Source organism: Micromonospora sp. WMMD967 (assembly GCF_029626165.1).
Lineage (GTDB): Bacteria > Actinomycetota > Actinomycetes > Mycobacteriales > Micromonosporaceae > Micromonospora > Micromonospora taraxaci.
In genome coordinates this window covers 6,846,693-6,859,743 of the sequence record NZ_JARUBK010000001.1, presented here as the reverse complement: position 1 = coordinate 6,859,743, position 13,051 = coordinate 6,846,693, and the positions used below count along the sequence as shown (strand labels likewise).

The following is a 13,051-nucleotide window of genomic DNA, read 5'->3' as shown; positions in this document are numbered from 1 at the left end:
CACCTACCTCATGCGACACTGCCGCCCGGCGTGAAAAGATCGCCACGCGCCTGAGCCGGTACACCGATCGAGGACATCGCCTCCACGTACCGTCGGTACGCCTGGGCGGCCTCGCCGTGCCGGCCCGCAGCCGTCAACGTCCGGACGAACTCGCCGTGCACGCCCTCGTCGTAGGGCTCCAATTCCAGGGCGCGACCGAGGTGGCGGACGGTCTCGTCGACGCCGTGTGCCAGCGAGGCCAGCTTGCGTACGACACGCAGGTAGACCCGACGTGCCTCCTCGCGGGTCGAACGGGACCAGTCGTCGTACGGCTCGTCCTCCAGGAAGTCGCCCCGGTAGCGCTGCTCGGCGAGGAGGAGCGTGGCGCGCGCGTCGTCCGTCTCACCGTGCTCTGCCAGCCGGAAGCCGTGTGCGGCTTCGGTGAGGAACTCCTCCACATCCAGCTCGACGTGATCGACGTCGAGCGCCAGGCTGGGATGCGCGGCGATGACGAAGTGGTCGGTCGACGTACGGCGCTCCGGGTCGAGGACACCGCGGAGGGTGGACAGGGCCACGGACAGCCGATGGCTGACCCGCTCCGGGTCCTGGGCGGGCCAGAGCATCTCGCCGAGCTGCTCCCGGGGCACCGCTCGACCCCGTCGGGAGGCGAGGATCCGCAGCAGGTCCCGTGCCTTGCGGGACTGCCATGCGGTGGCCAGCACCTGCGCGCCGTCCACGTACACCTCGAAGCGTCCGAGCGTGCGGACGGTGACCTGTGCGACGCGGCACGGGCCGTGCCGGCGGAGCGTCGGCGGCGGTACACCGGCAGCGGTCAGCCGTTCGGCGGCGAGGAGGGCGTCGACCCGTTCCTGGGGGTCGGCGCCGGGCAGCCTGCTGAGCAGCACCGCGAGTCGGTCCGCGGCCACGGCGGACCTGATGTCGCGCAGGGTCGCCGCCGCCTCCCGCCAGGCTTGACGGGTGTCGTCGACGTCGACGGCGGCGGCCCCGCGAAGCTCCAACGCCTCGGCGAGCGCCGCGCGGTCCCGGTGCAGCCGGGCGGCGGTGGACGCCATCAGCGCCACCGTCGCGGCCCGCTCGTGGTCGCCGATCTCCAGCGCCACCCAGCCGAGCGCGAGTCGGGCGGTCGCCGAGTCGGGGCCGCGTTCCAGTTCGACGGCGCGTTGGGCCAGGGCGAACGCCGCGGCGCCGTCCTCGGCGGCCAGGACGCGGGCCAGTCCGGCGAGCGCCGGCACCTGGATCTGATGGTCGTCGACGGGCTCGCTGGCGCGCAGCGCCTCCTCGTACGCCGCGCGAGCCAGGGTGGTCCGGCCCCGCAGCGCGTGCACGTCGCCGATCCCTACCAGGGGGTACGCCACCTTGCGGGAGCCCATGCGCTGCAGCAGCGGTACGGCGCGTTCGTAGCACTCGTTGGCCTCGGCGAGCTGACCGAGGCGGAAGTAGGCCGAGCCCTCGTTGCAGAGTGCCAGCGCCAGCATCGCGGCGTGCCCGTTGCTGTGGGCCAACTCCACAGCGGGTCGCACCTCGGCCAGCGCTTCGAGGTATCGGCCCTCGCCGACCAGGGCGGACGCACGGTTCGCGCGGATCCGGGTCACCTGGATCGTGTCCCGCGCCGCCTCGGCGGCCCGCAGCGCCCTCTCGTGGTGCTCGTCGGCGGCCGGCCGATCACCACGCAGTTTGGCGTCGAGGGCGAGGGCGGTGTGCGCGGCGGCGAGTGCGGCGTCGCCGCCGACGGCTGTCGCTGCCACGAGGGCGCGTTCGGCGTTGTGCCGGCACGCCTCGGCGTTCCCGGTCGTCCACTGCGCCGATGCGGTCCAGGCGAGCAGCCGCACGTTGTCGGTGGACGGGTGGGGGTCGAGCTGACCGCGCTGGAAGACCTCGAGCGCGGTCTGCGGTTCGCCGCGCAGGTAGTGCACGAGGCCGTACTGCCAGGCGAGTCCGGCCGGGAGGGCCTCCCGCCGGGCGTCCAGTGTGGCGTACACGGCGAGTGCGGCGTCGAAGTCGCCACGCATCTGCAGCGCCTCCCCGTAGAGCAGCCGCAGCCCGTCGGACCGGGCGCGCTCGGGTAGGGCCTGGTAGGCGTCGACGACGGCCTCGGCGCCGCCCGAGGCGATCAGCTCCGCGCCGTGGCCGTCGAGGACCGGCGCCGCCGCCTCGGCGACACCGGATCTGCCGTACGACCGAAGGGCAGGAACAAGGTGGCCGTGCTCGGCGTACCACGCTGCGGCTCTCGCGTGCAGGTGTTGCGTCGCCGCCGGACCCAGGGGCAGACGGCGGCGGGCGACGCTGGCCACGACCGGCACCATCCGGTACGTGTGCCCGCCCGCCGTCACCGGCACGAGAATGCCGGCGCGGGCCAGGTGGTCGAGTTGACGAACACTGTGCCGGTGCCCGAGGACGCCGGCCAGGTCGGGGTGGATCGGGTCGAGGTGCGCCGCGTCCCGCAGCAGTCGGTGGACTTCGGGCGGCAGCTCCGCGAACACCTCCCGCGCCAGGTAGGACTCCAGGAGCGTTCCGGGTTCAGTCGGGTCGTGCCAGTTCGTGCCGGCGGCAGCGGCCGTCCGGGCGGCCAGGGTGACCAGCGCCGGCCAGCCACCGGTCGCGGCGTGGATCCGGGCCGCGAGCGCCGGGTCGGTGAGGCTGTGGTCGGCAGCGAGTACGGACGCCACCTGGTCGAGCGAGAGCCGAAGATCCGTCGGACCGTGCTCGGCGAGCAGCCCCGACTGCCGCTGGGGCAGTGTCGGCGGGTGACGGGTCACCAGGACGACCCTGAGGTGCGGGGGAAGCTGTTCGAGGGTGTCCAGCAGGGTCTGTAGCCGTCGGCGGGAGAGTCGCGGCACGTCGTCGAGGATGAGCCAGCTCGGTTCGCCGGCGGGCAGGTCGATCGCGGATCGGTCGCCGATGGAGGTGAGCCAATCCGGTCCCGCCGTCGCCAGGGCGGCCACATCCGGGCCGTCACACCACCGCGCCGAGCGGTCGCCCAGCCAGCCTCGCACGGCGACGGTCTTGCCGTAGCCGGCTGCGGCGACCACGACCGTGCACCGCCGGCTCCATCCGCGATCCGTCGGGGCGTTCATCGTTTCATTGGGCGCTGTTCCGGCGGCCAGGCATACGGGAGCGTCGCCGTTACGACACCGAAAGCCCAGCGCTTTTGACGCCACCTTGACGACGCTCTGAACCTCGCCTCGAAGGATGTCCCGGACACGCCGAGGCGCGAACCGTCCGGGTCCGCGTCTCGCAATCGATCGGGTGAGGAGTTGTGATGGCAAGAATGCTGTCGGGACGCGCGCTGCTCGCGGTGCTGGTCGTCCTGCCGACGATGGCCGTGTGGAACGCCACGCCGGCCAGCGCCGCCGGCGGGGCGGCCCCACTGGTGTACGACGAGGAGCCCGTGGACCGTGACGTCGAGCTGGCGCGGTTGGGCTACCGCAACGGTGTGCGGGTGGTGTTCTCCCGCGACGAGCTGTCCGGCGACTGGGGCCTTCGTCAGGACGGGGAGATGGGCCGCAACGCGCCCCTGGCGTACGACGACGAGCAGAGCATGTTGCAGACGTACCTGAGCATCACGCCCAGGTCGGTGCCGGTGCCCAGGGTGCTGCTGTCGGAGCCGCCGGCCGGCACGCCGACCCCACCGGAGCTGGCCTACCGGACCATCGTGGCGTCCCCGGTCGTCGCCGACGACCTCGTCGCGCCGACGTCGAGTGGAATGTCCACAGCGGCGACGATGACCTGCTGGGACCTGTACTGGAACTCGTACAACTGGGCCGAGTTCCCCGGCTACCCGAATCCGTCGTCGGTGTGGCACCCGGCCAGGACGTACTACGCGTCCGACTTCGGCGGCATGAAGATGTACGCCTACAGCTACCTCGCCAACTGCGGTGGGTACGCCCGGCACCGGATCTACTACAAGTCGTTCGGCGAGTACTACAAGCACCACGACTACGAGGTGGCGTACGCCCACTGGCAGGCGGTCAAGAAGGGTTCGGTGCACCGTTACCGCAAGGTGCACTACGACGGGACGTGGGGGGACACCCGCAACGGCAAGTACACCGGCTGACGACCCAGGTCAGCCGTCGATCGTGTCCATTGCGCGACGAACAGATCGAGCGGGCCGGGCTCCGGATTTAGCCTGATTCGGTGATCTCGATGGCTGGCACGGGCGTACGGGTCCGGCTGCTCGGACCGGTGGAGGTGGTCGTCGGCGACGGGCCGCAGGCGGTCAACGGCCTGCGCCGCAGGGCGGTGCTGGCGACGTTGGCGCTGCACGCGGGTCGGGTGGTGAGCGTCGACCGGCTGATCGACGTGGTCTGGGGCGACGACCTGCCGGCCACCGCCGCGAACACGTTGCAACGTCACGTCTCCTACCTACGCGGAGTGCTCGGCGAGCCTGGATCGATCGTGGCGCGCCAGCCCGGTTACCTGCTCGACACCGGGCCGGAGTCCACTGACGTGCAGGCCGCCGAGCGTCTCCTCGACCTGGCCCGGCGGACGACGGACCCTAACGAGCGGGTGGAGCAGCTGACCGCAGCGGTGGCGCTGTGGCGTGGACCGCCGTTGGCCGACGTGGCCGGGTCCCCCTGGCTCGAGGAGCAGGCGGAACACCTGGCGCGCCTGCGGTTGGAGGCCGAGCGGGCACTCGCCGAGGCCCGGCTGTCCCTCGGCGAGCACGCTCGACTGGTCCCCGGGTTGGAACGGCTCGTCCGGGAGCACCCGTTCGACGAGCAGCTGCACGCGCAGTTGATGCTCGCCCTGTACCGCGACGGCCGCCAGGGGGAAGCGGTCGCCACGTACCGGCGGCTGCGCGACACGCTCCGGGAGAACCTCGGCATCGACCCGAGTCCGCGGCTGCGCGATCTGGAGTGCGCGATCCTGCGCCAGGACACGGCGATCGCCGCGCCCGCACCGACTGCGCCGCCCCAGGTGCCGGTGGCGGCGCAGCTGCCGCCTCCCGTGCCGACGTTCACCGGACGCGACGCGGAACTGGCCGCCCTCGACGCGCTCGTCGACAGGGGTGGCGCCGTCGTGATCTCCGGTACCGCGGGGGTGGGCAAGACCGCGCTCGCCGTGCACTGGGCGCACCGTTCGGCCGAGCGTTTCCCGGACGGGCAGCTCTACGTGAACCTGCGCGGCTTCGACCCGGGGGCCGCACCGACCGAGCCGGCGCGGGCGCTGCACGGGTTCCTGGAGGCGCTCGGCGTGCCGGCGGCCCGGATGCCGAGCGACCCGGACGCGATGGTGAGCCTGTACCGGACCACAGTCGCGGGCCGGCGTCTCCTCGTCGTGCTGGACAACGCGCGCGACGCGGAACAGGTCCGGCCGCTGCTGCCCGGCTCACCGGACTGCCTCGCGGTCGTCACCAGCCGCGACCAGCTCGTCCCGTTGGTCGTCACCGAGAGCGCCCAACCGGTGCCCCTCGACCTGCTGAGCCCCGGCGAAGCCCGCGACCTGCTGGTCCGTCGACTCGGGGAGCGCCAGGTCGCCGCCGAACCCGCCGCGGCGAACGACATCGCCGAACGGTGCGCGCGGCTGCCCATCGCCCTGGCCGTGGTCGCGGCCAGAGCCGCCACCAACCGGCACTTCTCGTTGGCCGCCGTCGCCGGCGAGCTGCGCAACCTGGACGCCGTCGCCGGCGAGCTGAGCGACCTGGACGCCTTCGACGGGGGAGACGAGGCCACCGACGTCCGGGCCGTGTTCTCCTGGTCGTGCAGGACGCTCAGCCCACCAGCGGCCCGGCTGTTCCGGCTGCTGAGCCTGCACCCCGGCCCGGACGTCTCCGCCCCGGCCGTGGCGAGCCTGGCCGGCGTCGCCCCGCCGGCGAGTGGTCCGGTGCTCACCGAACTGACCCGGGCGAACCTCTTCACCGAACACACCTACGGGCGTTACGCGTTCCACGACCTGCTACGCGCGTACGCCGCCGGCCTCGCCGACGAGGCCGAACCACCGGCCGAACGTGCTGCCGCCGTCCACCGGCTGCTCGACCACTGCCTGCACACCGCCCACGCCGCCGACCTCGTGCTGCACCCGCACTTCAGCGAGATCAGCCTCGTGCCGCCGAGGGAGGGCGTGACGCCGGAACGACCCCGGAGCAAGGCGGCCGCCACGGCGTGGTTCACCGCCGAACTCCCCGTCCTGCTCGCCGCCGTACCCCTCGCGGCGCGATCCGGCTTCGAGGGTCACGCCTGGCGGCTCGCGTGGACCATGGCCGGCTTCCTGCACCGGCAGGGGCACTGGCAGGACTGGCTCGGTACGCAGCGGATCGCTCTCGCCGCCGCGTCCCGCGTCGGCGACCAGGCCGGGCAGGGCCACGCGCACCGCAGTCTCGGGCTCGCCTGCTCCCGGCTCCGCCGGTACGACGAGGCCGACGACCATCTGCGGCGGGCGTTCGACCTGTTCACCGTCGTCGGCGACGACGCCGGGCGGGCACACACGTGTTTGAACCTCGGGCAGCTCGCGGAGCGTCAGGGGCGGTACCAGCATGCCCTCACCCATTCCCGGCGGGCGTTGACCCTGTTCCGGGGGATCGACAACCGGGCCGGGCAGGGGTACACCCTCAACGCGGTCGGTTGGCAGGAGGCACTGCTCGGCGACTACCACCGCGCCCTGGAGTCGTGCGGTGCGGCGCTGGGGATGTTGCGGGAGGTGGACGACGTCCAGGGGCAGGCCGACACCTGGGACAGCCTCGGCCACGCCCATCACCAGCTCGGCGACGACCGGCGGGCGATCGCCTGCTACGAGCAGGCCCTCGACCTCTTCACGCAGGTCCAGGACCGCTACGCCGAAGCCAGCACGTACGCCAATCTCGGTCGCAGCCACCGTGCCCTCGCCGACTTCGGCGCCGCCCGTGCCGCGTGGCGTCGGGCCCTGACCATCCTCGACGACCTCGGCGATGCCGACGCCGAGGCGATCCGCGTCGACCTCGCACAGCTCGACGCCGCCCAGCTGCACTGACGCACCCGCTTTCAGCGGGCTTTCCGGGCCGTTTCAGCGGAGGCCGGCACCCTTCGAGCACCAGTTTCCCTCTCCAGGAATGGAGTGTTCGATGAGTCGCTTGGCACGCTGCCTCGCGGTGGTCGGGGTGGTCAGCGCGATGGTGCTGACCGTGTCCTCCGCCGCCGTGGCCCAGACCGACAAGCCGCCGCGCAAGGGCACCGACTGTGTGGTCCAGTACGTCGACGAACGCGGTGGAGTCGACCGCACCGAGACCGAGCCCGACGGTCGGATGCACGGCGTGTTCCGCTGCCTCGGCGGGCAGTGGACGTACGCCTGGGAGCCGTTCGGCCCGGACGACCTGATCAGGGCCGCCGAGATCCAGATCGACCCGTCCGGTGCCGTCTCGGTCCGGCGGTTCACCGGTCCCGCGCTCGGAAACGACCTCACCCTGGGCGAGATCGCCGGCATCGCCCGAGCCGTCAGCGGCAGCCAAGAGGTGCTGATCGACCGCGCGGTCGTGGCGGTCGACGACGGCAAGGAGCGGACCCCGGAGCAGGTCGCGGCGTTGCTGGCCGGCAAGGACGACACCGGTGTACGCGTGCTGGGCACCCTCGACAAGCCGGATCCCGCCATGTCGACGAAGGACGTCGTCGACGGGGTCGGCGGCACACCGGAGACGACCGTCGTCTACTTCAGCCTCTGGGGCGCGATCAAGTCGGTCTTCGCCTGGATCGTCGACACGATCGGCGAGATCGGCGAGTGGATCGACGACCACTGCGAGTGGGGTTCCCCGAACACGACGGGCGACCTGGTCACGTGTCGCTGGTAGCCCGGCCGACAGCGATCACCGAGACAGCGGAATGAGGACACGATGACAGCTCTGCGGACCGTCACCAGGCGCGCCACCATCGTCACGACCGCCCTGATCGTCGGGCTGACAGCTTCGTACGCCCCGTCACACGCCGCCGGGGACGAGGCCCGGACGACGGTCACCGACCACCCCGGTGCTCCGGGGACGATGCTCCACCAGCTCGAGGACCTGACCGGTCGACCCGTCGGCGACCTGGACACGGTGCTGGCCGTCGACACCGGCGGCCGGAACCTCACCGACGACCAGCTCGAAGCGCTCGTCGCCGGTAGGGAGGTCGACGGCGTCAAGGTCGTCGGTACGATGCCGGGCAGCCGGGACATCCTGGGCACGACCATGGCCGACCTCGCCGACGGCACGTACGACGGCAGAGGTGAGAGCGGGACGGCGACGTCGCTGATCTTCGCCTCGTCGGTGCCCGGCGGCCGGAACTGGTGCCTGACCATGTGCGTCGCCAGCGGCAAGTCCGTCTGGGAATGCCTCCTGGCGAGCCGGGGAGGCGTAGAGACCTTCACCCTAGACCTGGCCGGTGAGACCACTGTGGGTGGCACGAAGGCGGCCTTCGAGAAGGTCAACGGCGTGGCGGTCGACGGGCCGTCCACGGTGGAAACGTTGACCGGTGACGGCGAGCCGTCGGCGGACGAGATCCAGACCCTCCTGGACGGCGGGGACATCCCGTCGCTGCGCCGGGTGGCGACGCTGGACCGGCCGGACCCGGGGTGGGCGCTGGCCGACATCGCCGAGAAGTCCGGCGTGCCGTACGCGAAGACCAAGGCCCACATCTTCACCTTCAGCCTTCCCTTCCTCGGGAAGTTCCTCGCGGTCTGCATCTCGCAGGATGACGGGAAGACGTGGAAGTGCTCCGCCCGCCAGTGGGACGGGTTCTAGCGGTAGGACCTCCACCTCCGTCCGGGCCCTGCCGTGCGGGGTCCGGACGGTGTCGGGTCGGCACCGACCCCGGGGGACGACAATCCGGGTAAGAATTCTTCCGGCGCTCCGTCGAATCTGCGACGAGCCGTTCGTAGACCAGGCGAGGGGCGGCCGAAGAGGGCCGCCGGAACAAGGGAGTCATGCGATGGCGCGGTATCTGATCTCGTTCAACGACGGCGCGATGGACCACATCCCCGCCGCGGACTTCCCCGACGTGGGCAAGGCCGCGCACGCGGTGAGCCAGGAGGCCGTGGCCGCCGGCGTGTGGGTGTACGGCGGTGGCCTCGAACGGCAGCAGGCGAGCATCGTGGCCACCGACGGCACTGTCACCGACGGCCTCTTCCCGGAGACCAAGGAGGTCATCGGTGGTCTCACGATCGTCGACGTGGCCACCCGCGAGGAGGCTCTCGAGTGGGCCGCCAAGATGGCCGCCGCGTGCCGGTGCGCACAGGAGGTCCGCGAGATCATGCCGGACCCCGAGGTCGACGCGATGCTCCGCGAGACGGCCGCCCGGGGCTGACACATCCCTGCCGACTCAACCTCGGGCGTCGTCGACGGCGTCTCACAGTGCATCCGCCCCGCGTACGCGGGGCGGATGCGACCTGGAGGTGGCGTGAGTCGGCACGAGGACGACGAACAGTTCCGACTGTTCGTCCAACGGCAGTGGGGATCGTTGCTCCGAACGGCCTACCTGCTCACCGGCGACCGGGGGACAGCCGAGGACCTGACGCAGTCGGCGTTGGAGAAGACCCATCGGCGCTGGGGGCGGGTGCTGCGCAGGGACGCCCCCGAGGTCTACGTACGCCGGGTGATGGTCAACACGGCGATCTCCTGGCGACGTCGACGGCGGCCGTTGGAGGTGCCCCTGCTGACCTCCGACAGCACACCGGCGCATGACGCGTACGCGCAGGTGGAGCAGCGTCACCTGCTCCTGGCCGCGCTGCGACGGTTGCCGCCGAGGACCCAGGCGGTGCTCGTGCTGCGCTACTTCGAGGACCTCAGTGAGGCCGACACCGCAGCGGTCCTCGGTTGCTCCGTCGGCTCGGTCAAGAGCCAGGCGTCGCGTGGGCTGGCCCGACTGCGGGCCGATTTCGTCCCGCCCGCGGCACAGCCCCCCGTACGGCTCGAGGAGGAACTGGCATGACCGAGGACTTCGCGGGTTCGACGCTCGGTTCCACGCTCCGGCAGGCGGCGCACGGAGTCGACGTACCCGAGGATCCGTGGCCGACGTTCGCGCGCCGCGAGCGACGCCACCAGCGGACGCGGCTGATCCGGACGGCGGTGGCCGCCGCGGTCGGGGTCGCGCTCGTCGGGGTCCAGGCCAACGTGGTGCCGCTGCCCGGATGGGCGCCGGGCATCGCGGTCGCCGCCGCCCCGACCGCGCTCCTCGACGCACCGCCACGGGGCGCGCTGGTCGGTGACCACGCCTGGCTGGATGCGCTGCGCAAGCGCATCAGCGCCGAGCCGCCGGTGCGGACCGACACCCCGGTGGGCAGGTGGAGGGTCGACAGCGACCGGATCCGCCTGGTCTACGGCAGCGACCAGCCGGGCCACCGGGTCGCGCTGGTCGCGGTGCCGCTGCGGCTGGGCCTGCTGACCAGGGAGACCCTGGTCTGGTACGTGGGTCCGGCCGGCGGCAGCGCCGACGAGATGCGCTACGGCGGCCACAGCGAGAGCGCCGACGACCCGGTGATGACACTGATGCAGGGCGGTCCCGGCGGATTCGCTGTCGTCGTCGGACCGGTCGACTCCACCGTGTCCATCAGCGGCGAACCTCGGTACACGGCAAGGGGCACGCTGGAGTACGAGAACCGCGCCACGGCTGACGACACCGGAGTCGGGTTCGCCGTCCTGCCCGCCACGCCGCTTCCCAACGAGCCGGTGGTCCGGGTCAGCCGAAGCGACCGGGTGTTCTTCCAGGGCGGCCTGGGCGGTGGCCCGTACGCCGCGATCGACCCCACCGGGCCGGAGATGGACGCCCTGCTGACCGCCGCCCGGCAAGGTGCTTCGCTCGACGACGCCAGCCTGCGCACCTTCGTGGAGAAGGCACTACAGGACAGTCGCCTCCCGGCCGCCGGCACGACCGTACGGGTGCGGTGGTCGGGCAGCGCGCACGGCCAGGCCGCCGCTCTGCTCACCGTGCAGCCGGCCGGCGGGGGAGTGATCGCGTACGCGATGCACGGCGACGAACGGACCGGCTGGTGGACCGATCTGCGGCTGCTGCTGCCGGCCGAGGGCGTCGACAGTCGTCCGCTCGGCTGGCGGGTTCGGGGCGACGACGGCACCCGCACGCCGACCGGTCAGGTACGGGTGATCGCCCCGCCGGGAGCGGCCCGCGTCACGATCACGGTGGATGGCGCGCCCCCGGCCCCGGTGACCCTCGACGCGTCGAACGCCGGCAGCGCCTCCGTGCCCCCGGACCAGCCGGCGACCCTCACCGCGTACGCCCCGGACGGCAGCGTCCTCGGTGTCACCCCGTTGCCGCCGGGCGAGGCCGACATGTCGGGCCTGCCGGGGGACCGCCCAGCCACCCGGGTGACCCCCTGAGGCGCGGCGTCCGGCCGAGCCGTCCGAGGACGGCTCGGCCAGGCGGGCAGGCCCGGACTTGCTGCCGCTGGCCCACCTGGCCGGGCGACGCCACTCGCCGGCCCGAGCACCTTCCTCCTCCGAACAAGTCCGAACAGGCCCGTGAGCAGCCCGGACAGGTGTACGTCAGTTCGGAACAGGCGTCGACGGTGGCGGTCGCCGAGCCGACGTCAATACGCTGAGATCCGGTCACCTCTGGCGCCGGCCATGCGAGATCGGGTGACGAGTTCCGCCTGCTACGGGGGCCCCGAGCACGTCCCGCTGTCCATCTGACAGCCCACCTGTTCGAGTGAGGAGAGAATCCATGCGAATTCGTCGTGTCGTGTACGCAGTGGCGATCGGAGCCCTGCTGGCGGTCGGTGCGATGGCCGCGCCGGCGCAGGCCGGTGGTGTCTCGGAGGAGCCCGTCGTGACCACGATGGGTTGGGACTACCCCGACTGACACCGCGGGGGGAATGCGGGCGGGCCGTTGTCTCGGGGGACTCCGGCCCGCCCCGCACGACCCGGCCGGCGTCTCACGACGTGGTGGTGACGCTCTCCGGCCGGTTCGCGGTGATGCGGTGGCGGCGCACCGGGTACAGCATGGGGTGGGAGATGCCCCAGGCCGCGCCCTTGCAGACGAACTCCTTGTAGCGGGCCGCCAGCTTCCCCGTGAGGAGGGACGGCTTGGCCCGGTCGTCGGCGGTCACGTACTGGATGATGCCGTCGTGGCGGCCGAGGCTGATGCACTGGTTGAAGTAGCGCAGCGGAGCCTTCGGGAACCTCGACCGGCCGGTCAGCCGTGCGGCGATGGCGTCGGCGGCCTGCCAGGCCATCGGGACTCCCGAGGCGCAGGACATCCGCAGCGGCTTGCCGCCCGGCCCGTCGGCGAGGCCGGCGTCGCCGACGGCGTACACGTCGGGGTGCGAGACCGACCGCATCGTCTCGTCGACGATGATCTGCCCGGTCGCCGCGACGGTGAGGGTCGTGGCGGCGGCGATCGGGTGCACGGCGAACCCGGTCGTCCAGACCGTCACCTCGGCCGGGATCTCCCGGCCGTCGCCGGTGACCACTCCGGTCGCGTCGACCCGGGCGATGTCGGCGTGCTCGTGCACGGTGACGCCGAGCCGGTCGCAGACGCCGCGCAGGTGCCGCTGCGCCTTGTCGTTGAGCCAGTCGCCGAGGCCGCCCCGGGTCGCGAGCGCGACGTCGAGGTCCGGCCGGGCCTCGGCGATCTCGGTGACCGCTTCGAGGCCGGTGAGGCCTCCGCCGACGACGAGCACGGTCCCGCCGGCCGCGAGGTGGGCGAGGCGGTCACGCAACCGCAGCGCCGCCGGCCTGCTCGCGATGTCGTACGCGTGCTCCGCGACGCCGGGGACGCCGTGGTCGGCGGCGGTGCTGCCCAGGGCGTAGACGAGCGTGTCGTACGCGATCTCGTCGTTGCCGTGCTCGTCGGCCAGCGCGACGGTCCGGCTGTCGACGTCGACGGCGGTCACCCGCGCCTGTCGGACCGTGACGCCGGTGCCGGCGTAGACGTCGCGGAGCGGGCGGTGTGCGAGGTCCTGCCCGGTGGCGAGCTGGTGCATGCGGACCCGCTCGACGAAGTCGGCGTCGGCGTTGACGACGGTGATCTCGGTGTCGTCGGGGTGCAGTCGCCGGGCGAGGCGTCCCGCGGCGACGGCTCCGCTGTAGCCGGCTCCCAGGACGACGATGCGGTGTCTCATGGTGGCGCTCCTGTCTCTGCGGTGGTCGCTTCCTGAA

General features: G+C 72.4%; 10 protein-coding genes. 8 read left to right on the top strand and 2 right to left on the bottom strand.

The window, feature by feature from the left end; genetic code table 11:
- Positions 1-8: 8 nt before the first annotated feature.
- The gene (locus O7631_RS30825) at positions 9-3,074 is read right to left on the bottom strand and encodes a BTAD domain-containing putative transcriptional regulator (protein WP_278147467.1); all 3,066 of its coding nucleotides are present in this window, start codon (positions 3,072-3,074) and stop codon (positions 9-11) included.
- A 185-nt stretch (positions 3,075-3,259) separates the two neighbouring features.
- Here O7631_RS30825 and O7631_RS30820 point away from each other — a divergent pair, with 185 nt between their 5' ends.
- From O7631_RS30820 to O7631_RS30785, 8 genes are all read left to right on the top strand, one after another.
- Positions 3,260-4,054 (top strand): hypothetical protein, encoded by a 795-nt coding sequence (locus O7631_RS30820; protein ID WP_278147466.1) that lies wholly within the window; start codon positions 3,260-3,262, stop codon positions 4,052-4,054.
- Between the two features lie 89 nt (positions 4,055-4,143).
- Positions 4,144-6,945, top strand: coding sequence for a BTAD domain-containing putative transcriptional regulator (locus O7631_RS30815; RefSeq protein WP_278148073.1), 2,802 nt, complete (start codon positions 4,144-4,146; stop codon positions 6,943-6,945).
- A gap of 91 nt (positions 6,946-7,036) precedes the next feature.
- Positions 7,037-7,756 (top strand): hypothetical protein, encoded by a 720-nt coding sequence (locus tag O7631_RS30810; RefSeq protein ID WP_278147465.1) that lies wholly within the window; start codon positions 7,037-7,039, stop codon positions 7,754-7,756.
- A gap of 42 nt (positions 7,757-7,798) precedes the next feature.
- Positions 7,799-8,683 carry a hypothetical protein gene (locus tag O7631_RS30805; RefSeq protein WP_278147464.1) on the top strand — a complete coding sequence of 295 codons (885 nt, stop codon included), beginning with the start codon at positions 7,799-7,801 and terminating at the stop codon, positions 8,681-8,683.
- A gap of 187 nt (positions 8,684-8,870) precedes the next feature.
- The gene (locus O7631_RS30800) at positions 8,871-9,245 is read left to right on the top strand and encodes a YciI family protein (protein WP_278147463.1); all 375 of its coding nucleotides are present in this window, start codon (positions 8,871-8,873) and stop codon (positions 9,243-9,245) included.
- Between the two features lie 93 nt (positions 9,246-9,338).
- Positions 9,339-9,869 (top strand): SigE family RNA polymerase sigma factor, encoded by a 531-nt coding sequence (locus tag O7631_RS30795; protein WP_278147462.1) that lies wholly within the window; start codon positions 9,339-9,341, stop codon positions 9,867-9,869.
- Entirely contained in the window at positions 9,866-11,272 is a 1,407-nt protein-coding gene (locus O7631_RS30790) for a hypothetical protein (protein WP_278147461.1), read from the top strand. Before O7631_RS30795 ends, O7631_RS30790 begins: the two co-directional genes overlap by 4 nt.
- A 343-nt stretch (positions 11,273-11,615) precedes the next feature.
- Positions 11,616-11,753: a hypothetical protein gene (locus tag O7631_RS30785; protein WP_278147460.1), complete on the top strand. Its 138-nt coding sequence runs from the start codon at positions 11,616-11,618 to the stop codon at positions 11,751-11,753.
- 73 nt (positions 11,754-11,826) lie between these two features.
- On the opposite strand, the gene O7631_RS30780 is transcribed toward O7631_RS30785, so the two are convergent.
- Positions 11,827-13,014: an FAD-dependent oxidoreductase gene (locus O7631_RS30780; RefSeq protein ID WP_278147459.1), complete on the bottom strand. Its 1,188-nt coding sequence runs from the start codon at positions 13,012-13,014 to the stop codon at positions 11,827-11,829.
- Positions 13,015-13,051 lie beyond the last annotated feature (37 nt).